The organism is Bradyrhizobium sp. WSM1417, assembly GCF_000515415.1.
Classification (GTDB): Bacteria; Pseudomonadota; Alphaproteobacteria; order Rhizobiales; family Xanthobacteraceae; genus Bradyrhizobium.
The window spans coordinates 1,634,003-1,655,143 of record NZ_KI911783.1 but is presented as its reverse complement, the minus strand read 5'-3'; the positions used below and the strand labels follow the sequence as shown (position 1 = coordinate 1,655,143).

Below are 21,141 nucleotides of genomic sequence, written 5' to 3'. Positions count from 1 at the left end.
CGCGGCATATGTTCGTCAACCGGCGCGACGTCCAGATCCAGTGGGGTGACTGCGACCCCGCCAACATCGTCTATTATCCGCGCTATTTCGCGATGTTCGACGATTCGACGTCGACCCTGTTCGAAGTTGCCGGCTTCTCCAAGCAGGACCTGGTCAAGAAATACGGTCTGGTCGGCATTCCCATGGTCGATACGCGCGCCAAGTTCTACATCCCCTCGACTTATGGCGACTGGATCACCATCGAAACCAAGATCGAGAGCATCAAGCGCTCGAGTTTCGAGGTGAAGCACAGCGTCTTCAAGGGCGAGGCGCTGGCGATCGAGGGTTTCGAGACCCGTGTCCTGGTCGGGCGCGACCCCGTTAACCCCGACAAACTGAAATCGGCACCGTTTCCCGCGGAAATGGTAGCCAAATTCACCGGGAGCGAGGCCCGGAGCTAAATCGCCACGTCACCAAAAGAGGGGGCTGAATTACCCCCCGATTTCTGCTTTCAAAGAAACACATAAAGGGAGGAATAGATGAAACGCTTTTACCTGACCGCCGCCGTCACCGCGGCCGCGCTTGCGCTGCCGACCGTGCCCGCGCTGGCACAGACCGCCGAGGTCACCATCGGCATCACCACCACCACGACCGGCCCGGGCGCAGCGCTGGGCATTCCTGAGCGCAATGCGCTGGAGTTCGTGCCGAAGGAGATCGGCGGCGTGCCGCTGAAGGTGATCGTGCTCGACGACGGTGGCGATCCCACCACCGCAACCACCAACGCCCGCCGCTTCGTGACCGAATCCAAGGCCGATATCATCATGGGCTCGGCGCTGACGCCGCCGACCATCGCGGTGTCGAACGTCGCCAACGAAGCCGGCATTCCGCATTTCGGCCTGGCGCCGTTCCCGATCACGCCGGAGCGCATGAAGTGGTCGGTGGCGATGCCGCAGCCGATCCCGATCGTCGGCAAGGTGCTGTACGACCACATGAAGGCCAAGGGCGTGAAGACCGTCGGCTATATCGGCTATTCCGACTCCTATGGCGACCTCTGGTTCAACGATTTGAAAGCGCAGGCTGTGCCGATGGGCATAACCATCGCCGACGAGGAGCGCTTCGCTCGACCCGACACGTCTGTGACCGGACAGGTGCTGAAGCTCGTGGCTGCGAATCCCGACGCCATTCTGGTCGGCGCTTCCGGCACCGCCGCCGCGCTGCCGCAGACCGAGCTGCGCGAGCGTGGCTATCAGGGCCTGATCTACCAGACCCATGGTGCCGCCAGCATGGATTTCATCCGCATCGCCGGCAAAGCGGCGGAAGGCGTACTGATGGCTTCGGGCCCGGTGATGGACCCCGAAGATCAGCCGGACGAGGCCGCGACCAAGAAGCCGGGCCTCGCGCTCAACTCGGCCTATGAAGCCAAGTACGGCCCGAACAGCCGCAGCCAATTCGCCGGTCACTCTTACGATGCGTTCGAGATTCTCAAGCGCATCATCCCGGCTGCATTGAAGACGGCCAAGCCCGGCACGCCGGAATTCCGCGAAGCGATCCGCCAGGCGCTGCTGTCGGAGAAGGAGCTTGCGGCGAGCCAGGGTGTCTACAATTTCACCGAGAAGGACCGCTACGGCCTCGACGAGCGCTCGCGCATCTTGCTCACGGTGAAGAACGGCAAGTACTCGCTGGTGAAGTAGACGCAGCGGCAGGATTGAGACGACGAGAGCCGGCCCGATGGGCCGGCTCTTTTGTTTTGGCTGTATGAGCGAGCCGCACCTCCGTGTGGCCCCCTCTCCCGCTTGCGGGAGAGGGTTGGGGTGAGGGTGCCTCCGCATTGGGATTGTCTGAGGTCTACGGGCAAAGCCCCCCAGAGGAGATAGCCCTCACCCGCCACGCTCTGCGAGCGTGTCGACCTCTCCCGCAAGCGGGAGAGGTGCACCGAGTCTGCGGTCGCGCTGTCGTCAAGCCGCCTGCCGCAGCGGGGTCCAGGCGAACTCCGGATAGTAAGTGTCCATCATCCGATCGACATAGGCGGTGAGGTTCGGAAATCCTTCGGCGCGACGGCGCAGGGCGGATTCGAAGAACGGCGTCAGGATCCCGGCGAGTGCACCGAAGGCGGTGGCATCCACGCCGCAGGGCTTGTTGCCCATCAGATAGGACTTGTCACCGAGCTGCACCGAGAGCGCAAACAGCGAGCGCACGGCGAGATCGACGTCGTCATCGGGCGCGTGCCGTCCGAGCCCGGAGAGCAAATAGTTCTCGGCGACACGGAATTGCGCGTCCTCGCGCAACTTCTCGCGATTGTGCTCCGGCGCGCCGTCGAAGAAATGCGCAGGCCCCTTGGCGAAGTTGACGGGGTCGACCCAGCGCGCCCCGACCAGCGCAAAATAAACGTGATGCTCGATCATGCGCTCGAATGCCCAAGCCTGTGCGCGCTCGGCAAGAGACAGCCCGGCGTCGAAATCGAAGCCGTAGCGGCGCTCGATATGGGCGCGGATGAACGTGGAATCAGCCACCGCCTCGCCGCCATCGTCGATGAAAGGAAGCTGCCCCTTGGGAGAGGCGGGCGGCATCGCCCGCTCCTTCCGATAGGGCAATCCCGCCATCTTGAGCTGCACCTCCGTCTTGGTGACGAAGGGGCTGATTTCCGGCAGGCCGAAGCCGGTGCCAAAGCCGTAAAGCGTGATCATGAAGGCTCTCCTGAAACCACCGAAAGAGTTGAGGGAACTTAACCGCGGGCTGCTGCCACCATGGTGGCAGCAGCCGTGATATCTTCTGCGAAGCGGGCCCCTCGCCAGGCGCGGGCCATGACATGACGGACCAGCGCGTCCCCGGCCTGGACCAGGAAGCGAGCCACCATTGTCGCGAGCGCAAGGCGGAGGTCGACGACCATGAGATCAAGGGATACGAGGCGGCCGAACGCCCATGCGTACCAAGCTCGGGCTTGCAAGCGCAGGACTTGCAAAGGCTGGACCTGTAGAGGCTGGGTCCGCCACAGCGCAGCGGCCGGGCCGAAATGAGTTGGAATGATCATGGACAAATCCTCTTCAGTCGACGTGTTGACCCGGTATAGAACTCCCCTGCTGCCAACATCCTGTCAGCAGCCGCGCGCCACCATCTGAAAACCCACCGACAAGAGACCCGTCATGAGACGCGCCGACCGGCTGTTTCAAATCATCCAGGTGCTGAGGCGTACGCGTAAGCCGCTGACGGCGGACGCCATCGCGGCCGAGCTCGAGACCTCGAAGCGCACGATCTATCGCGACATCGCCACGCTGATCGGCCAGCGCGTGCCGATCCGCGGTGAAGCCGGCATGGGCTACATCCTGGAAAAGGGATTTGACCTGCCGCCTTTGATGCTGACACCCGACGAGATCGAGGCGGCGGTGCTGGGCGCGCAATGGGTCGCCGGCCATGCCGATCCCGCGCTGGCGCGTGCGGCTGAAGACCTGATGGCCAAGATCGCCGACACTGTCCCCGAGCGCCTGCGTCCCTTCGTGCTGGAGCCGGCAAGCCGGGCCCGGCCGAGCTGGAACAGGGAGCCGGACCGCCTGGACATGGCGCGCACGCGCACCCAGATCCACGAAGGCAAGAAGATCATGCTGCGCTATCGCGACGAGCAGGGCCGCGCCAGCGAGCGCATGATCTGGCCGATTTCGATCGGGTATCTCGAAGCCGTGCGCCTGCTCGCGGCCTGGTGCGAACTGCGCGGCGACTTCCGCAGCTTCCGCACCGACCGCGTCGTGGATGCGAGCTATCCCGACGAGAGATATCCGGAAAGGCGCGACGTGCTGCGCGCAAAATGGCGGCAGAGCCTGGTCTGGGGCCCGCCCAAGGATACGTGAAGGATACGTGACGATGGACGAGAACGCCCCGATCGACCTGTCGAGCTGTTGCCAGAGTTGCGGCGCCTGCTGCGGCTATTCGGCGAACTGGCCGCGCTTCTCGATCGAGAGCGACGAGGAGCTTGCCGCGATTCCCGAAGCGCTCGTCAACGCGCGTCAATCCGGCATGCGCTGCGAAGGCGATCGCTGTTCGGCGTTGCAGGGAGAGATCGGACAAGCGACCGCGTGCGGCATCTACGCAGTGCGGCCGGACGTGTGCCGCACGTGCATGCCGGGCGACGCCGAATGCGCGATGGCGCGACGGAAATTCGGGCTGCCAATGATCGCGAGCGTTTAGGCCGGGACGGCTTCGCTGATCTCGTCGTCGATCTCGTCGTCCAGCGGCGCGAGCACCGAGAGCGGCTTGGTCGACAGCGTGATCGGCTTGCGCCCACCGGACAGCGACGGCGAGGATTTCGCCGCGCCTTCGCGCGCAAGCGCGTAGAGCGTCGAACCAACACGGCCGCCGTTCTCGATCAGGTCGCGCTCATTGCAGCTGCCTGCGATCGCGACCGCCAGCGAATGCAGATGGCTGCGGCGATAGCAGAACAGCGCCAGCCTGGCGCGCGCGTCAGGGGAAACACTTTCAACCAGCCTCGGCAGGCCACTCTCGCTGGCGCGGTACATCTCGCCAAGGAGTTCGTCGCGGACCGGGCACGAATCGCCTTCAAAGGTATCGCGGCTTGAAAACATTGCGGTTCTCCCTCGTCTGGGAAGATGCAGTGCAATTCTCTAATGAAAGGTTAACCACGCTGCCCGGTAGTCACCCGGGGTCCTTGCGCGTGGGCCGCGAATCAATGGGCTGGAAATGCCTCCACAGCGTCATGGCCGGGCTTGTCCGGCATGACGACCTCTTGTGGATGCCGATGGACGACTAGCTACGCCGAGACCGCCAGCGCTCAGTTCGCCGCCATGAAGATGGAGAGGCCGAAGCCGGTCAGATGGTGCAGGGCCTGGTCGACACCGATCAGGGTCCAGAACCAGGGATGCGCAAGATCGACACCGAAATTGGCCGAGACGAGCCCCTTGGCGCGGTCGATCGTGATGTGGATCACGAAGTCGATCAACGCCACAAACCAGAATTTTGGCGCCACGATCAGGATCAGGGGCAGCGCAACCGCAAGGTGAACCAGGCAGTGCACCAGGAGCGGCAGGGCCCAGCCGTGCTTCTGGTCCTTGCCGTGCGCCATCCACGCGGTCTGGAGGACGAAATCGGCGATGATGTGCTTGAACGTCAGCAGCAACATCCAACCAATGAGGGCTTCGACCGGAACCGCCGATGACAGGGGTGGAAACGACAAGGCGCCCTCGTTGACGTGACAAGAAGAATTGGAGCGTTCAGCGCAATCTCTTCCTGGACCGGTCAAATCGCCGGGACCTGCGATTTATGGCATCTCCCGGGACGGAATGCAGCCGGGGGAACCGGAAAATCGCCAACTGTGGCTAACCGGTGATAGGCTGACCAATCGCCGCGGGTGAGTAAGGTTACCTTCGGCTCGGAATTTGCATTCCGCGGCCTGCGCGCTATCATTGCCGGCAGAGAATATCGTTCTTTTTTCAGACGTTTACGAATTGCAGGGCGACCGCGGCGATCGCATCCGCGAGCCGCCCGCCACCGGAAGCATAAGGCCAGAGTGCTGCCATGAGTACTGAGGGCCCGACCTCATCGCCGATCGAGCCACCGCCCCGGCGACCCAAGGTGATCAAGACCAACCAGCAGCAGGTCTTCCTCTACGTCGTGCTGACCCTGCTGTTGTCGCTTGCCACGGTCTGGGGCGGCCGCATGCTGGTGCACAATTCGGAGACGCTGACCTTTGCGGTCGGCGCTCCCAATAGCGACGAAGCGCTGTTCGCAGCCAAGCTCGCCGCCGTCCTGAAGAGCAACGCCTCGCGCTTCCGGATCAAGATCGTCAACAACCCCGACAACGCCAAGGCGATCGCCCAGTTCGATCGCAAGCAGGCGGATCTCGCGGTGCTGCGCACCGACGCCAAGGTGCCGCTGCGGGCGCGCACGCTCGCGATCCTCGAGCACGATCTCGTGCTGCTGCTCGGGCCCGGAAACAAGAAGATCAAGTCGCTGGCCGAGCTGAAGAAGAAGAAGGTCGCCGTCCTCGCCGACAACGAATCCTCGCTCGCCTTTGTCCGCGGCATCCTCGACATTCCCGACGGCGCGGATGCGGCGAAGATCCAGATGGCGCCGCAGGGCACAACGCTCGACAAGCTGTTCGCACCGACAAGCGGCTTTGGCGCGGTCGTCGCCATCGTCCACGCCTCCCGGGCAGTGCGGGACAAGGCGTATGAGCAGGTCGCCAAGCGCGGCGGCTTCACACTGAACGCAATTGACGAGGCGAAGGCGCTGGCGCGCAGGATCCCCGGCATTTCCAGTGAGACACTGACGGCGGGCACATTGTCCGCATCACCGGAAATTCCCGACGACGATCTCGACACGATCGGGCTCGAATGGTTGCTGGTCGCCCAGTCCCGGATGTCGCCGACGGCGGCCGGGGAGCTCGCGCGCACCGTCTACGAGAACAAGTCCGCGCTCGGGCTCGACAGCGGCTTTGCCAGCAGAATCGAACCCGCCTCCGTCGAGAAGGACGCCTTTGTGATGGCGCATCAAGGGGCGGCCGACTACATCAACGACGACACCAAGTCGTTCATGGATAAGTACAGCGACCTGATGTATCTGGGCGCTGCCGCGCTCAGCGTCATCGGTTCGATCTTCGCCGCGATCTACGCCAAGATCACCCGGATCGCGCCGGAAAAGGCCAGCGAGCTCTCCACCGCCATTCTCGATATCGGCGAGCGGATCGAACACGCGCATTCGCTCGACCAGCTCGAATGTCTCCAGGACGAGCTGGAAGGCATCTTGCGCGGCGCCGTCATCGGCTTGCGCGACGGCACGATCAGTACCGACGGGCTCGACACCTTCAAGCTCGGCTACGAATTCGTCCGCGACGAGATCGGCATGCGCCGCGACTACCTCAAGCGCCATGCGGGCGAGGGCGAGAAGGCCGCTCAGGATGCGGCCCCTCCCCACCACGACGAGAGCAATGTCGTGGTGGTGAAGACAGCTCAGAGTGCCTGACCTATCGATTTGAGGATCTGCGGCGACGCCTTGCCGGCACGTCCGCGAACGACCGGGGGACCCTCGTCCGGGAACCGTCCCCGTCCACAACCGTTTGTTCTCGGATCAACCGGAGACCGCGCCATGCGTGCACTCCTCATCATCTTCCTGCTGGGAATGTTGGCCGCGGTTGGCTATTTCGCTTATTCCGCGATGGCGGTCGAAGGCGAGCCGATTCCGACGGAAGGCTATGTGGCGCTGGCGCTGGGGGCCGGGTTTTCCGTTCTTGTCGGCATCGGCTTGATGGTGCTGCTGTTCTTCAGCAGCCGTCGCGGCTACGACGAACCGCCGCATTTCAAGTAGCGGCACGTGGTCCGCGGCCGCGCCCGTCGTTGACGGCCTCGACCCGGGCAGGCACTTTGGCACCGAGGTTCCAGCCGGGGACCGCAACGACCAACCGAGCCGCCTTCCCGCATGTCCAAGCCGCTGATCTCCGCTCTGGCCCAGTTCGCGGCCGCCACGGCCGGCCGCAACATGACCAGGGCGGCCTATGTGGCCGTCGCCGTCGGCGTGCTCGCCATGGTGCTGCTGACGGTCAACCCGGCCTATGAGGCGGCACATCGCTGGGTCGATGCCCTGCTTTGGACCTGCCTCGTCTACTTCGTGTTCGAATGGGTGGTCCGGCTACGCCATATGGCGCGACAGGGGCGCCTCGCACTCTACATGTCCTCCTCCGCCGGGCTGGTCGACGCGGTCGGTGCGTTGGCGGTGCCAGCCGCGCTGATTCTCGGGATCGAGCCCAGGACGGCGTGGCTGCTCAGCGTGCTCTGGGTGCTGAAGGTGGTACCGGGCATTCCCGGCCTGCGGCAGCTCCGCCGCGTGCTGGTGCTCGAATCGGGGCCGCTGCTCAGCGTGCTCGTGATCTTCCTGATGGTGGTCTTCCTGGCCTCGGTCGCCGAATATTTCCTGGAGCGGGACGTGCAGCCGCAGACCTTCGGCAGCGTCCCGGCCGCGCTGTGGTGGGCCGTGGCAACCCTGACGACGACGGGTTATGGCGACGTCGTGCCGGTGACGCCGCTGGGCCGCATGGTGGCGGCGCTGGTGATGATCTCCGGCCTCGGTGTGTTCGGCCTCTGGACCGGTATTCTGGCGACCGGCTTTGCCGCGGAGACCCGGCGCGACAATTTCCTCAAGACTTGGGAATCCGTCAGCAAGGTGCCGTTCTTTGCAGCACTTGGACCGGCCGCCATCGCCGACGTCACCCACATGCTGCGAACCATGGAGCTGCCGGCCCGCACCATGATCATCCGCAAGGGTACACAGGGCGACTGCATGTATTTCATCGCCGCCGGCGAGGTCGAGGTCGACCTGCCCGGCAAGAAGGTGCAGCTCGGCGATGGCGCCTTCTTCGGCGAGATGGCCTTGCTCGGCAACAATTTGCGCGGCGCCAATGTCTCGACCACCAAGGTGTCGCGGCTTCTCGTGCTCGACCTTGTCGACTTCCGCGTGCTGATGGCGCGGCATCCCGATCTTGCCGAAACCATCGATGCCGAGGCGAAGCGGCGCACGCTCGAAAACAAATAAATGCCGACAAGCAAATAATGGAGACAAGAATGTCGGATATCACCGACGCGGCCACTGGCCCGGTGCTCGAACTCGTTGGTGCACGTGCCACCATCCGCCTCAATCGTCCCAAACACCTCAACCGGCTCCAGGCCGAGGATCTCGGCGAGCTGGTCAAACTGTTCGACCGGGTCGAGGCTGATCCTGCTATCCGCGTGCTGGTGTTGACCGGCACGGGGCGCGCCTTCTCCGCGGGCTATGATCTCAACTCGGTTGCCGAGCGCGCGGTCAGTGCGAACGAGCAGCAGAGCGCGGGCTCCGCCTTTGAGGTAGTCGTCAACCGGCTGGAGGATCTCGGCGTGCCCACGATCTGCCGCCTCAACGGCGGCGTCTATGGCGGCGCGACCGACCTCGCGCTCGCTTGCGATTTCCGCATCGGCGTCGACACCGCGGAGATGTTCATGCCCGCGGCCCGGCTCGGCCTGCATTACTACAGCAGCGGCATCAAACGCTATGTGACGCGGCTCGGCGTCGACAATGCGAAGAAGCTGTTCCTGACCGCGCAGAAGATCAGCGCGCCGGAGATGCTGCGGATCGGCTATCTCACCGATATGGTGGCGGTCGAGTTTCTGGACGAGGAGGTCGACAGGCTCGCCAACATCCTCGCCGGCAACGCGCCGCAGGCAATGCGCGGCATGAAGCGCGCCATCAACGAATTCGCCCGCGGCGAACTCGACCAGCAAGCCGCCGACCAGCGTCACCGCGACAGCATGCGCGGCGACGAGATCAAGGAAGGCATCAAGGCGTTCGCGGAGAAGCGGCCGCCAAAATTCTGATCACGCCCGCTTCGACCGCATCGCCCTCACCTGCGTAAGCTTGGGATCGCGGGCAAGCGCCTGGTAGCGTTTGCTCTCGATGGGATAGAGCGCGATCCGGCCCTTGCTATCGGCATGAACGCCCCAGCCGAAGCGCTTGCCCAGGCTCGACGCCCTCATGCACGCCTGCCCTCGGGAGAAGAACGCTTCACGGGCCGCCTGCTTCTCCGTTTCCGTCGCCTTCACGGCGAGTTCGCGTCCTGGCGCAGACGTTGTGAAGATCACGTCGTCGGACGTGTATTTGTAAGGCGCCTTGGCGATCATCCCGTATTGCAGGCACGCCACCGTCGGCTTTCCCGCGCGCAGCGGCGGCTCTTCGCCTGTGCGCGCAGGACAATCTTCAGCAACCTGGATGAAGGTGTTGAAGCAGTTGGTCGTGTGCATCGGCTTCGTCATCTTCAACCTTGGATCACTCAGCCCTGAAGCGCCGCAGCATGCTGCGCCGCCATCTCAGCATCCGCCGCGTTGATGCGCTGGAACGCCGGCCGCGAAGTCATGCGTTCGGCATAGCGGACGAACACGTCCTTTTTCGGCACAATACCGAACATCATGGTCCAGCTGAACGCGACGCCCCACAGCACATCCGCGGCCGTCATACGCTCGCCGAGCAGATACGGTCCCTTCGACAGCTGCGCCTCGAGCGCGCCGAGCATGGTGTCATAGTCGGCATAAGGCGATTGCGTGATCGGTGCCGGCTCGCGCTGCATGAACTTGTCGATCAGGGCCGGCTCGAACGAGGCGCCGTAATAGGCGATCCAGCGCAGATAGGGGCCGCGCAGCGGATCGTTCAGCGCGGGCGCCAGCCCGGCCTGCGGAAACAAATCGGCGAGGTAGATGGTGATCGCGACCTGCTCGGTCACAAGCTGCCCGCTGTGGTGGATCGCCGGCACCTTGCCGAGCGGGTTGATGGCGAGGTAGGCCGGCTGGCGCTGCTCGCCGGCCTTCATGTTGAGGACATGAAGATCATAGGGCGCCCCCAGTTCCTCCAGCAGCACCCGCGTGCCGGTGGCGCGGCTTTGCGGCGAATAATACAGCGTGATGCGGTTCGGATCGGTCATGGCAGGTCTCCATTTGGCCGGCTGGCGATGGCGTTATAGCGGACCATACCTGACATCCTGTGTCAGGTATGGTTTAAGGGATCATGCGCGCGAGCCGGATGCTGTCGATCCTCACCACTCTCCAGGCCAAGGGGCAGGTCACCGCACCTGAACTCGCGGAGGCCTGCGAAGTCTCGGTGCGCACGATCTACCGCGACGTCGACGCGCTCGCGGCGTCCGGCGTCCCCGTCTATGCCGACCGCGGTGCGGAGGGCGGCTATCGCCTGCTCGACGGCTATCGCGTGCGGCTGAACGGTCTGTCGCAAAGCGAGGCGGAAGCGCTGTTCCTGGCGGGATTGCCGGGCCCGGCGGCGGCGTTCGGGCTGGATGCGGCGATGATCGCCGCACAGAACAAGCTGATGGCCGCCCTGCCCGCCAATTTGCGCGAAGACGCCGGACGGATGCAGGAGCGTTTTCACCTCGACGCGCCGGGCTGGTTCGGCGAAGCGGAAGAACCAAGGCATTTGCGCACCATCGCCGCGGCGACTTTGCGCGGGACACTGATCAAGATTCGCTACCAGAGCTGGCGCGCCGAGAAGCAGCGCCGCGTCGCGCCGCTCGGTCTCGTGCTGAAAGGTGGCAGCTGGTATCTCGCAGGTCTGGTCGACGGAAGCGTACGGACCTATCGCGTCGCGCGCGTGCTCGACTGCACGGCGCTTGACGATCGCTGTGAGCGGCCCGCCGGTTTCGATCTCGCCGCCTATTGGCGGGACGCAACGCTGCGTCTCGAGGCCGAGATGCATCCCAATGTCGCGATCGTTAGGCTGTCGCCCTTCGGCGTGAAACTGCTCGATGCACTGAGCCAGCCTTACGTCAGGGCGCGTACGCAACTCGAAGAGACCGCGGATGCGGACGGCTGGCGCATTGCCAGAGTGCCGACCGGCAAGACGTCATGGCATGCCGCCGCCGAATTGTTGCGGCTCGGGCCCGAGGCCGAAGTGCTGGAACCGGCCGATCTGCGCGAGAAGATGGCCGAGCTGACAGAGGCGATGGCTGTGCGCTATCGCGCGGCGCAGAAAACAGGACGGCGGCGCAATCCGCCGCGACCGACGAAACACGCCTGAAACACGATTCTCCTCATCCAGCATGAACGCATCCGCGTTTCGGCTCGACCGAGATGCAGGGACACAACAACGGCCCCTGCGCCATACCGGAGAATGAAGATGTTTCGTAAGTTTGCACTTGGTCTGATCGCCGCCGGCTCGCTCGGCGTTGCCGCTCTCGCCCCCACCGCCGCGTCGGCCCACGGCTTCCACCATCACTGGGGTCCCGGCTGGGCCTTTGGCGGCGTCTACGTCAACAGCGGCGTCAACAATTGCTATCAGGAGCGCGTCGTCCAGACCCGCCACGGCCTGCGCGTCCGCGTCGTGAACGTCTGCGCGTACGGGATCTACTGATATCCCGCATTCACGACAAAGCCCCGATCGCACCGCGATCGGGGCCTTTGCGCGTCAAATTTCTAAGGCTAGCCGGTCTGTCTATGTCGGCGAAACCAGGCCCAGGTCTCGCGTGTCGTCCTGATGTAGCCGCGGCCGCGATGGACGATCTCGCCATCGACGATCCCGTTCAGCTTCGGCAGCGCGTGGAATGGGATCGTGGGATAAGCGTGGTGCTCGACATGGTAAGGCATGTTCCACGCAATCCATTTGACGATTGCGCCGGTGTAGGTGGTGCGGGTGTTCTGGAATGCGCTGCGGGTGCGCTCGCAGCCGGTGTGCTCGGCGTAGAGATAGGGCCGCAGGAAGAACTGCCCGACGATCAGCGGCACGATCCAGACCCAGAGCAGCAGCGCAGACGAGAACCACAAGGACAACACGAGCAGCAGCGCATAAAGCGCGGCATAGGCGCGCGCCTCGGTGACGATGATCGCGCGCCTGTTCTCGGGAATCCAGGGCACGACGACCTCGCCGGTGACGGCATGGCCGAGCATCAGCCGCAGGCGTCCGGCGACCTGAAGCAGGCCGCTATAGGCGATCGCGAGCTGCGTGTCCGATGTCGGCTTCACGCCGACGATCAGTTCGGGGTCCTTGTCCGGATCCTGGGTGTAGCGGTGATGGTCCCAGTGGAACAGGCAATAATATTCGTAAGGCAATCCGATGATGAAGCCCGAGAGATAGCCGACCACGAGGTTGAGTCCGCGACTTTTGAACGCAGTCTTGTGCGCGGTCTCATGCACGGCCATGAACAGGAAGGCGACGAGATAGCCCTGCACCGCCATCAGCGGCAGCGCCCAGAGCACGCCATGGCGTGCGGCGACCGTCCAGATCAGCGCGCCGACCAGCAGGATCACGCCGTAATGACCGAGGCTCTGCACGGCGCCCTTGAGGTTGGACCGCACCGAGAGTTCGCGCAGCATCGCCGGCGCCAGCGGCTTCAGCCGATGGCCGGACTCTGAAACGGTTGCGTCGCTCATGATCGGATGCCTGCCCTACTTGCCGAGGAGCTCTGCGATCTCGGCCTTGATGAAGGCCCGATCGCGCAAATTGTTGACGGGGTTGCCGGCGCGATGGCCGTGCAGCGACGGGATCGGATGCAGCACCGCAGAGCGTGCATTGACCAGCCGGCCGAGTTCGTCCTCGTTGTCGCGGACATCGAAATAGCGGTCGGTCGCACCGGGCATCAGCAGCATGTGGGCCGTGATCGCACCGAGCGCGCGATTGAAATCGCCGTTGAATGTGGCGCAGCGACTGATATCGCCGTTCTGCCACATCCCGATCTGAGCCAAGAGATCGTTGGCATCGCGCCGGGCAAACGCCGCGTCCCATGCACGGACGAGATAGTCGTCCAGCGAGGTGAAGCCTGCTTCGCGCCAGATCTCGTCGCGATAGAAACCGTGCGACATCGCCCAACCCGCGTAGACGCGCCCCATGGCGCGATAGCCTGCGACGGGCTTTTCGACGAAGCGGCCGTCGCGGAAGGCGGGATCGGCGGTCAGCGCGGCCTTCACGCTTTCCAGGAAGACATGATTATAGGGCGCGCAGCGGGCACTGCCGCAGACGACCGCCGCCCGCTCGACCATATCGGGATGCTGCGCCGCCCAGTGATAGGCCTGCATGCCGCCCATCGACCAGCCATAGACCAGGGCAAGCTTCGAGATACCGAACCGTTCGGTGAGCAGCCGGTGCTGGACCGCGATGGCATCGTGATAGGTCACGATCGGGAATGGCGCGGCGGTATTCGAAGGCGAGGACGACAGGCCGTTACCGAACAGGTTCGGGATCACGATGAAGTAGCGCGTGGGGTCGAGCACCCCGTCGGTGCCGATCAGCCACTCGGTGTCGGTGTGCTGCGCGCTGAACGAGGTCGGATAGAGAATCACATTGTCCTTGTCCGGACTGAGCGTGCCGTAGGTCTTGTAGGCGAGCTTGAGCGAGGGGACGACGATCGCGGACCGGAGCGCGACGTCGCCGGCCTCGAAAATCTCGTAGTCCCGCCCTGCCGTCATCGACCGAACTCCCGCTCACGCGGCAAGCGCGCCGCGGAAACGGCGATGCATCGATCATGCCGGTCCCGCAGACGCATCGTCGCGTCACGCTTAATAACTGTACTTATAGTCCATTTATTATGGACCAGCAAGATAAATCCAGTCGCGAGCCGGCTCAGGCGATGGCCGCGATGTATCGCGCGACAGACGCCGTGAATGCGGCCTTGGCGCCTGCGGCGATGTTGCGGTCCCACCAGGCGCCGTAGATGCGATCGAACGCCAGCGGCTCGACGGCAGCCGCAATCCGTCGCACCGCAGCGGCATTGAGCGGCGTGTAGTTCGGATAGGAGTACATGAAGCTGACGAAGCGGCGATCCATCGTCACCTGCGCGATATCGCCGGTGAGCAGCGCGCCCCTGCCCTCCGCACCGCTCGCATGGTGCAGCATGGTGGCCCCGGCGAAATGACCGCCGGTGCGCAGCAGCAGCACATCGTCGGAGATACGATGGCTGTCGCCGGTCCAGTGCTCGATCGACGCATGCGGACGCGTCACCCACTGGCGATCATCGGCGTGCAGATAGACCGGCACCCGGCCGAACGCCTCGCTCCAGTCGGCGAGTGCACCATAGTAATGCGGATGCGAGATCGCGATCGCCTTCAATCCGCCGAGTGACCGCACATGCGCGATCGCCTCCGGCGTCGCCAGCGGTACGCAATCCCACATCAGCCAGCCGTCCGCGAGCGGCACCAACAGCGCGCGCTGTCCGATGGCAAAGCTTGGCTCGAGCGCGAGGCCGGTCAGGCCGAGATCGTCGCGCCAGACCAGGCGGTGGCGTTCCGAGAGCGCCTCGCGCGTGAGGAAAGTCTGACCCTTCCACCCGACGTATTGCCGTTCGTCCTCGCAAATTTCACAGGACGTTGGCGGATTTTCGCCCGGAAATTGCGCGCCGCAGGTTTCGCAGGTCCAGAGAGGCATGCCGTACTCCCGACAGAGACGATCCAACGTCAATAAGGAATTGCTGGCCGTGACCGCAAGCCCCAACGACCGGGCGAAACCTGGAACCAACCCGATCAGCCCTCGTTAAACTCTCGTCCGCGCCAGATCGATTGGCTGAAAGGATCATGTCCCACCCGCCGTATCCCGGCTGAGACCACGTTTTGGTATCGATGACATCGCGGTCCCCCTCCTCGTCTCGTATCTGGCCCCTGTTCGCTCTCAACTTCTTCATGGCCGACATGCAGTCGGGCATCGGCCCTTTCGTCGGCGTTTTTCTTCAGGAGCGCGGCTGGGCGAGCGGGTTGATCGGCACCGCGATGACGATCGGCAATGTCGCGGGCATGCTGATCACGACGCCGATCGGAGGCTTCATCGACGCCAGCCGCAACAAGCGCATGTGGGTCGTCATTCCCGGTATTTGCGTGGTGCTCGCGTCCGCGATCATCCTGATCTCGCAGAATTTCTGGGCGGTGACATTCTCGCAGGTCGCACAATCGCTGGCGAGCGCCGCGATCGTGCCGGCGGTCACCGGCATCACGCTCGGCATCGCCAAGCAGAAGGGCTTCAACGCGCTCAACGGCCGCAACCAGGCGTTCAACCATGCCGGCAATATGGTCGGCGCCGCGCTGTCGGGCTATCTCGGTTACAAGTTCGGCTATGTCTCGGTGTTCGTGCTGGCGGCTGTGTTCGGCGCCATCGCGATCGCCTGCGTGATGATGATCCCGGCCAAGGCGATCGACGATCGCGCCGCGCGCGGCAGCAAGGAGGACGATCCGGACAGCGCGCCGGACGCGCTCACGATGCTGCTCAAGCACCGCGCGCTGCTGGTGCTGGCACTGGCGCTCGCGCTGTTTCATCTCGGCAATGCCGCCATCGTACCGCTCTACGGCCTGGCGGCGGTCGCGGAAGGCCAGGCCAACGGCCCGAGCTTCGTCGCGACCACCGTGGTGATCGCGCAAGGCGTCATGGTCATCACGTCGCTGATCGCAATGAAGGCGGCGAGCAAGCGCAACTACTGGCCCATCATCCTCGTCTCCTTCATGTTCCTGCCCATCCGCGGCGTGCTCGCCTTCTTCGTCACGGGATGGTGGGGCGTCGTGCCGATGCAGGTGCTCGACGGCATCGGCACCGGGCTCCAGACGGTTGCCGTCCCAGGCATGGTCGCGCGCTCGCTCAATGGCACCGGCCGCATCAATCTCGGCCAGGGTGCCGTCATCACCGTGCAGGGCATCGGCGCGAGCCTCAGCCCCGCGCTGGGCGGCTGGATCGCGCAATGGATCGGCTACGGCCCGACCTTCCTGCTGCTCGGCGGTTTTGGCCTCGCGTCCATGGCGCTGTGGTTCGCGTTCGGCGCGGCTGTAAAGAAGTATTGAGGCGCGCCTTCTCAGCCGTCATTGCGAGGAGAGAACCGACGAAGCAATCCAGGCTGTCTCTGCGGAAAGATTCTGGATTGCTTCGCTGCGCTCGCAATGACGATGTAGGGCGAGTTGCGCGCTGCAGCTCTCGCCGAATTCCGCTCAACCAAACTCCACCACGATCTTGCCGAAATGGCCGCCTTGCTGCATCAACCGCAACGCGTCGCGCACGGCATCGAAGGCAAAACTGCGGTCGATCACCGGCTTCTTGCCATTGCGGCTCATCGCTGCCGTCATACCTCGAACATACGGCGGCTGCCGACAGAGAGGCCGATGACTTGCAAATTCTTGGAGAACAGGCTTGGAATCGCGATCTGCTGCGAGAAGCCGGAGAGCACGCCAATCACCAGAATGGTACCACCGATCCGCGCCGCCTCCAGTGACTGCGAGAACGTATCCTTACCGCCGACCTCGACGACGTGGTCGACGCCGCCACCGGTCCACGCTGCCGCGGCCTTGCCCCACTCAGGAATTGAGCGATAGTTGATGGTGTGATCGGCGCCGAGCGCACGAGCGCGTTCGAGCTTCTCATCGCTCGAAGAGGTCACGATCACGCTCGCGCCAGCGAGCTTTGCGAATTGCAGCGCAAAAATCGACACACCGCCGGTACCCTGCACTAGCACGGTGTCGCCGGGCTGCATCTTGGCTTCCTCAAACAGGGCGCGCCACGCCGTGAGACCGGCGCAAGGCAGCGTCGCCGCTTCCTGGAAAGAGAGATGCGACGGAAGGCGGCTGACACCCTCCGCGTCGAGCAACATGACTTCCTGCAACACGCCCGGACGCGTGCCACCGAGCGCGTAGCGCCGGCTCGCGGCTGAAACCGCTCCGTCGATCCACGATTGGAAGAACATCGGGCAGACGCGGTCCCCGACTGCTACGCGGGAAACGCCGTCGCCGGCGGCGATCACCTCGCCGGCGCCATCGGAGAACGGGATCAGCGGCAATCTCGTGACGCCGCCCTTGCCCTGCACCGTGAGCAGATCGCGATAATTCAGCGATGCCGCCCGCATGCGCACCGCGACCTGCCCCGGACCGGGCTTGGGCTCGGGTAGATCGGCGAGCTCCATTCCCTCGATCGACCAGTCCCGCGCGATTTGCCAGACTTTCATGGTCGGGCGCTCCGCGTCAGGTCCCAAAGTTCTTCTGGATCGCCTTGTCGAGTGTTTCGCCGCCGACGAAGCGCTGGCGCAGCTCGCGCTTGAGCAGCTTGCCGCTCGGGTTCTTGGGCAGGGCATCGACGAAGATGACGCGCTTGGGCACCTTGAAATGCGCCATCTGGCCGGCGCAATGCTTGATGACCGTGTCCTCGTCGAGCTTCTCGCCGCTCTTGACCACGACGATTGCAGTCACCGCCTCGATCCAGCGCGGATCGGGCAGGCCGACCACCGCAACCTCGGACACTGCGGGGATGCGGTAGACCATCTCCTCGACCTCGCGGCTCGCGACGTTTTCACCACCGGTCTTGATCATGTCCTTGACGCGATCGACCACGGTGATGTGGCCCTCTTCATCGACGGTGGCGAGATCGCCGGAGTGAAACCAGCCGCCGGAGAACGCCGCCGCCGTCTTGACCGGATCGTTGTAATAGCCGGAGAGCAGATGCGGCGAGCGGTGCACGATCTCGCCGACTTCGCCGACCTTCACATCCTCCATAGAAGTGTTGACCACGCGGGTCTCGACATTGAGCACGGGCTTGCCGGCGGAGCCGGCCTTGCGCAGCTGGTCCGCAGGACCCAGCACGGTTGCGAGGGGCGCGATCTCGGTCTGGCCGTAGAAATTCCAGAACTTCACACCGGGCAGGCGGCGCTGGAGCTCGAGCAGCACCTCCACCGGCATGATCGAGGCGCCGTAATAACCCTTCTGCAAGGTCGACAAATCCGTCTTGTCGAAATTGGGCGAGCGCAGCATCGCGATCCAGATCGTCGGCGGCGCGAAGAACGACGTGATCCTGTGCGTCTGGATCAACGACAGAATGTTGTCGGCCGCCGGCTTGCCCGTGATCACGCCGGAGGCGCCGAGATAGATTTGCGGCCCTAGGAACACGTCGAGCTGCGCGCAATGATAGAGCGGAAGCGCGTGCAGGAATTTGTCGTCCACGCTCATGCCGCCGTCGATGATGCAGCTGACATACTGCCACATCACCGCTTCATGGGTCAGCATCGCGCCCTTGGGCAGCGATTCCGTGCCGCTGGTGTAGACGATCTGCGCGAGATCGCGACTGTCGACGGAGGCATCGAGGTACGAGCCATCGAGGCTGAGGAGATCGTCGAAGCTGGTGAGGCCCGCGGGCGCCGTGGCGGGATCCTCACCCGGCAGCCAGATCATCTTCTCGACCGCGCAATCCCTGGCGCTGGCCGCGCGCGCCGGCTCGACGAAATCAGGACCGGCCGCGAGCAGCTTTGCGCCGGAGCTCTTCAGGATGAAGTTTATCTCGTCCGGATTGAGCATGAAGTTGATCGGCACCAGCACCGCGCCGATCCGGGCCAATGCGAACCGGAGCGCCGCAAAGGCGTGCGAATTGCGCGAGAGCACGGCTACGCGGTCACCCTTCTTCACGCCGAGGCCAAGCAGGCCGCGGCCGAGCCGATTGCAGATCGCGTCCATCTCGGCAAAGGTCCAGCTCACATCGCCGCAGCTCACCGCGAGCTTGCCCGGATCGCGGCCCGCCGCACGGCGCAGGAGGTCGCCGATGGAATGCTCGCGGGCCTTCGAGATGGTCGCTGCGATGTCGCACGTCATTTCCGTTCCCCTGAATTTTTCTCTTTGCGTAAGGGCCGCCCTGAGCACAGGTCAGGCCACGCCATTCACGCACTTCTTGGCTTGCAAAAGCGTAGTCGGGGCAACCGGCCGCGTCAAATCAGCCAGCGAGCGCGGCGCCGTTACGCAAGAATTGAGCTCAAAGCTTGTGCCCCTTCTGGCGCAACGCTTCGATGAGGCGCAGCTTCAGCTCGTCGGCCGTCTTCTGGCTGACGTCCTGGCCGATCTGCGCGCTTGCCTGCGCCAGCGCATCCGACTTCTCCAGAAGCTTCTTCCCGGCCGGCTGGACATAGAAGGCCTTGATCTGGCGCAGCTCGTCGATGCTGAAGCTCTGGGCATAGAGAGCGGCGACCTGGTCGATCATCGAGGTAAGGGCCGGGGTGTAGATCTCTGAGCCGGGTGCCGTCACCGCGTCATAGTCGCGCTCGATCTCCGGCCTGTCCTGCGCGACCACGGGCCTCAGTTTGAGCAGGAGCTGCGGCAACAGCGCGCGATACTGATCCGCGATCTTCAAGGTGACCACGAGCTTGCGCGCCGCGCTCATCGCCTCCGGCGAGGGTGCTTGCGCCGATGCACCCGAGATCAGGAGCAGGAGGGCGGCGGCGATCGTCAACACAAGTCTGGACATGAACCTCTCCGTTGGACCTCTCCGCGAAAAATACAGGCCGGCGAACCTCAATGACCCGCGGGCGCCACGGCAGACCTGCCCGCAGGCGCGCTTTCCAGGACGGTGTCGGCCTCCTCGACCTCCGTCACCTTCACGAACAGGTTCGGCACCCGTTCGGCCCGGTCGAGCAGCCAGGCGGCTGCGATCATGATGGCGATGCCGGCGACGGAGACCGCGAGCTGCTCCCAGACGCCCTTGGTGTATTGCGTCAGGATCCAGTGCGCCGAGAACGACAGGAAGACGCCGAGGCAGAAGATCGGCAGCGAATGCTGACCGCAGAGGATCACAGGGCGCAGCCAGGCCCCGTGCAGGGTCCGCCATTTGCGCGAGATGAGGTGCGTCACCCAGATCGCCAGCGCCAGGAAATGCGTGAAGCGCAGTATGTCGAGGTCGGTCTTGTCGATCGGGTAGATCGCCTTGATCATCCATTTCGGGATCATGGCTTCGAGCGCAGGGACGTGCCAGGTCATCACGATCAGCAGTGCGAAGGCGAGCCAGGCCGCGGCCAGCGCCATCGCCGCCTTCGACCGCACCCATGTCGCGATCTTGTCGATCTGGCCGATGCCGCACCAGGCCGCGAACACGAACATCAGCTGCCAGCAGAACGGGTTGAAGTACCAGTGCGTGCCGGGCGGGTAGGAGGCGACGTTCCAGTCGAACCAGCGCGCCAGCAAGTACAGCACCGCGGACGCGGCGAGCGTCAGGTTCGGCCGGCGCACCAGGCACCACACGATGAAAGGCGATGCGAACACCAGCGTGATGTAGAGCGGCAGCACGTCGAGATTGACCGGTTTGTACTTCAAGAGGATCGCCTGCCCGATCAGCTCGTCCGGATGCGACAGGAAATTGAACACGTTGAACTCGTGCTCGTACATCGGATTGTCGAAGCGGCGCGCGGTGCGGGCGATCTGCGCCGTGAACAGCAGGAACAGCATGATGTGGGCGACATACATCTCGACCGCGCGCCGCCACAGCCGCTTCAGCGCGGCGAGAAACCAGCCGCCGGCGACGATCGGCCCGTAGATCCAGCCGACCAGATAACCGGAGATGAAGACGAAGAATTCGGCGGCGTCGCTGAAGCCGTAATTGCGCAAGGTCAGCCAGGCCACGACGTCGTGCGGAATGTGGTCGAGGAAGATCATCCACAGACCGATGCCGCGGAAGAGATCGAGCCGCAGGTCGCGCTCGACCGGCGCGAGCAGCGCTGACTGGTCCCGTGTGATCATGGCCCCGCCTCGTTCGGTGGGCGTCGCGCCGTCGCGGCGCCGAAAAATCGGATGCTAAAAAATTGAAATCAAAAGTCGCCTGGCCGTGTGGCCAGGGCCGACGGTAGCCGACCTTGCTGCGCGTGCAAGGGCATAGTCATCGGAGCGGGGCCGCACAAGCGTGCCGTCCTACGCGCTGCACCATGGGGGCCTCTTC

25 protein-coding genes are annotated in these 21,141 nt (G+C 64.2%); 11 read left to right on the top strand and 14 right to left on the bottom strand.

Annotated elements, in window-relative coordinates; translation table 11 throughout:
- The first annotated feature begins 8 nt into the window (after positions 1-8).
- Positions 9-440 carry a thioesterase family protein gene (locus tag BRA1417_RS0107975; protein WP_018458463.1) on the top strand — a complete coding sequence of 144 codons (432 nt, stop codon included), beginning with the start codon at positions 9-11 and terminating at the stop codon, positions 438-440.
- A gap of 78 nt (positions 441-518) precedes the next feature.
- On the top strand, positions 519-1,670 hold the full coding sequence (locus BRA1417_RS0107970) for an ABC transporter substrate-binding protein (RefSeq protein ID WP_027515386.1): 1,152 nt from the start codon (positions 519-521) through the stop codon (positions 1,668-1,670).
- A 264-nt stretch (positions 1,671-1,934) separates the two neighbouring features.
- Here BRA1417_RS0107970 and BRA1417_RS0107965 read toward each other — a convergent pair whose 3' ends face one another.
- Both BRA1417_RS0107965 and BRA1417_RS0107960 read right to left on the bottom strand, forming a co-directional pair.
- The gene (locus BRA1417_RS0107965; RefSeq protein WP_027515385.1) at positions 1,935-2,663 is read right to left on the bottom strand and encodes a glutathione S-transferase family protein; all 729 of its coding nucleotides are present in this window, start codon (positions 2,661-2,663) and stop codon (positions 1,935-1,937) included.
- A 38-nt stretch (positions 2,664-2,701) separates the two neighbouring features.
- Positions 2,702-3,007, bottom strand: coding sequence for a hypothetical protein (locus tag BRA1417_RS0107960; RefSeq protein WP_027515384.1), 306 nt, complete (start codon positions 3,005-3,007; stop codon positions 2,702-2,704).
- 112 nt (positions 3,008-3,119) lie between these two features.
- Between BRA1417_RS0107960 and BRA1417_RS0107955 the strand changes: the two genes are divergently transcribed.
- Together BRA1417_RS0107955 and BRA1417_RS0107950 are read left to right on the top strand one after the other, a co-directional pair.
- Positions 3,120-3,818, top strand: a complete 699-nt coding sequence (locus tag BRA1417_RS0107955; RefSeq protein ID WP_007599649.1) for a YafY family protein — start codon at positions 3,120-3,122, stop codon at positions 3,816-3,818.
- A 13-nt stretch (positions 3,819-3,831) separates the two neighbouring features.
- Positions 3,832-4,155: a YkgJ family cysteine cluster protein gene (locus tag BRA1417_RS0107950; protein ID WP_027515383.1), complete on the top strand. Its 324-nt coding sequence runs from the start codon at positions 3,832-3,834 to the stop codon at positions 4,153-4,155.
- Here BRA1417_RS0107950 and BRA1417_RS0107945 read toward each other — a convergent pair.
- Complete coding sequence (locus tag BRA1417_RS0107945; RefSeq protein ID WP_007599645.1) at positions 4,152-4,550, bottom strand: hypothetical protein; 399 nt, start codon at positions 4,548-4,550, stop codon at positions 4,152-4,154. The two genes, BRA1417_RS0107950 and BRA1417_RS0107945, sit on opposite strands and share 4 nt — an antisense overlap.
- A 206-nt stretch (positions 4,551-4,756) precedes the next feature.
- A complete protein-coding gene (locus tag BRA1417_RS0107935; RefSeq protein ID WP_018458457.1) occupies positions 4,757-5,104 on the bottom strand; it encodes a DUF3307 domain-containing protein in 348 nt (115 codons plus the stop codon).
- 395 nt (positions 5,105-5,499) lie between these two features.
- Between BRA1417_RS0107935 and BRA1417_RS0107925 the strand changes: the two genes are divergently transcribed.
- The 4 genes from BRA1417_RS0107925 to BRA1417_RS0107910 all read left to right on the top strand — a co-directional run bounded on the left by BRA1417_RS0107925 (position 5,500) and on the right by BRA1417_RS0107910 (position 9,323).
- Positions 5,500-6,945 carry a TAXI family TRAP transporter solute-binding subunit gene (locus BRA1417_RS0107925; protein WP_027515381.1) on the top strand — a complete coding sequence of 482 codons (1,446 nt, stop codon included), beginning with the start codon at positions 5,500-5,502 and terminating at the stop codon, positions 6,943-6,945.
- A 123-nt stretch (positions 6,946-7,068) separates the two neighbouring features.
- Positions 7,069-7,287 (top strand): hypothetical protein, encoded by a 219-nt coding sequence (locus BRA1417_RS0107920; protein WP_007605264.1) that lies wholly within the window; start codon positions 7,069-7,071, stop codon positions 7,285-7,287.
- Positions 7,288-7,398: 111 nt separating this feature from the next.
- A complete protein-coding gene (locus BRA1417_RS0107915) occupies positions 7,399-8,508 on the top strand; it encodes a cyclic nucleotide-gated ion channel (protein ID WP_027515380.1) in 1,110 nt (369 codons plus the stop codon).
- A gap of 29 nt (positions 8,509-8,537) precedes the next feature.
- The gene (locus BRA1417_RS0107910) at positions 8,538-9,323 is read left to right on the top strand and encodes an enoyl-CoA hydratase/isomerase family protein (RefSeq protein ID WP_027515379.1); all 786 of its coding nucleotides are present in this window, start codon (positions 8,538-8,540) and stop codon (positions 9,321-9,323) included.
- Here the strand turns inward: BRA1417_RS0107910 and BRA1417_RS0107905 are convergent, their stop codons facing one another.
- Positions 9,324-9,758, bottom strand: coding sequence for a DUF6157 family protein (locus BRA1417_RS0107905; protein WP_027515378.1), 435 nt, complete (start codon positions 9,756-9,758; stop codon positions 9,324-9,326).
- Positions 9,759-9,775: 17 nt separating this feature from the next.
- Positions 9,776-10,420, bottom strand: coding sequence for a glutathione S-transferase family protein (locus BRA1417_RS0107900; RefSeq protein ID WP_027515377.1), 645 nt, complete (start codon positions 10,418-10,420; stop codon positions 9,776-9,778).
- Positions 10,421-10,503: 83 nt separating this feature from the next.
- On the opposite strand from BRA1417_RS0107900, the gene BRA1417_RS0107895 reads away from it, so the two are divergent.
- Positions 10,504-11,523, top strand: a complete 1,020-nt coding sequence (locus BRA1417_RS0107895; protein ID WP_027515376.1) for a YafY family protein — start codon at positions 10,504-10,506, stop codon at positions 11,521-11,523.
- 99 nt (positions 11,524-11,622) lie between these two features.
- Positions 11,623-11,856 (top strand): hypothetical protein, encoded by a 234-nt coding sequence (locus BRA1417_RS0107890; protein WP_027515375.1) that lies wholly within the window; start codon positions 11,623-11,625, stop codon positions 11,854-11,856.
- 68 nt (positions 11,857-11,924) lie between these two features.
- On the opposite strand, the gene BRA1417_RS0107885 is transcribed toward BRA1417_RS0107890, so the two are convergent.
- The 3 genes from BRA1417_RS0107885 to BRA1417_RS0107875 form a co-directional block, all read right to left on the bottom strand.
- The gene (locus BRA1417_RS0107885; RefSeq protein ID WP_027515374.1) at positions 11,925-12,872 is read right to left on the bottom strand and encodes a fatty acid desaturase; all 948 of its coding nucleotides are present in this window, start codon (positions 12,870-12,872) and stop codon (positions 11,925-11,927) included.
- A 15-nt stretch (positions 12,873-12,887) separates the two neighbouring features.
- On the bottom strand, positions 12,888-13,904 hold the full coding sequence (locus tag BRA1417_RS0107880; RefSeq protein WP_027515373.1) for an alpha/beta fold hydrolase: 1,017 nt from the start codon (positions 13,902-13,904) through the stop codon (positions 12,888-12,890).
- 154 nt (positions 13,905-14,058) lie between these two features.
- A complete protein-coding gene (locus BRA1417_RS0107875; protein WP_027515372.1) occupies positions 14,059-14,859 on the bottom strand; it encodes an MBL fold metallo-hydrolase in 801 nt (266 codons plus the stop codon).
- A 191-nt stretch (positions 14,860-15,050) separates the two neighbouring features.
- On the opposite strand from BRA1417_RS0107875, the gene BRA1417_RS0107870 reads away from it, so the two are divergent.
- Positions 15,051-16,253 (top strand): MFS transporter, encoded by a 1,203-nt coding sequence (locus BRA1417_RS0107870; protein WP_027515371.1) that lies wholly within the window; start codon positions 15,051-15,053, stop codon positions 16,251-16,253.
- Positions 16,254-16,397: 144 nt separating this feature from the next.
- Here BRA1417_RS0107870 and BRA1417_RS46120 read toward each other — a convergent pair whose 3' ends face one another.
- The 5 genes from BRA1417_RS46120 to BRA1417_RS0107850 form a co-directional block, all read right to left on the bottom strand.
- Positions 16,398-16,520, bottom strand: coding sequence for a zinc-binding dehydrogenase (locus BRA1417_RS46120; RefSeq protein WP_371259978.1), 123 nt, complete (start codon positions 16,518-16,520; stop codon positions 16,398-16,400).
- A gap of 8 nt (positions 16,521-16,528) precedes the next feature.
- Positions 16,529-17,404 carry an NAD(P)-dependent alcohol dehydrogenase gene (locus BRA1417_RS39585; protein ID WP_371259977.1) on the bottom strand — a complete coding sequence of 292 codons (876 nt, stop codon included), beginning with the start codon at positions 17,402-17,404 and terminating at the stop codon, positions 16,529-16,531.
- A gap of 16 nt (positions 17,405-17,420) precedes the next feature.
- The gene (locus BRA1417_RS0107860) at positions 17,421-19,034 is read right to left on the bottom strand and encodes an acyl-CoA synthetase (RefSeq protein ID WP_027515370.1); all 1,614 of its coding nucleotides are present in this window, start codon (positions 19,032-19,034) and stop codon (positions 17,421-17,423) included.
- A 157-nt stretch (positions 19,035-19,191) separates the two neighbouring features.
- A complete protein-coding gene (locus tag BRA1417_RS0107855) occupies positions 19,192-19,680 on the bottom strand; it encodes a DUF2059 domain-containing protein (protein ID WP_027515369.1) in 489 nt (162 codons plus the stop codon).
- 47 nt (positions 19,681-19,727) lie between these two features.
- Entirely contained in the window at positions 19,728-20,945 is a 1,218-nt protein-coding gene (locus tag BRA1417_RS0107850) for an OpgC domain-containing protein (protein WP_027515368.1), read from the bottom strand.
- Positions 20,946-21,141 lie beyond the last annotated feature (196 nt).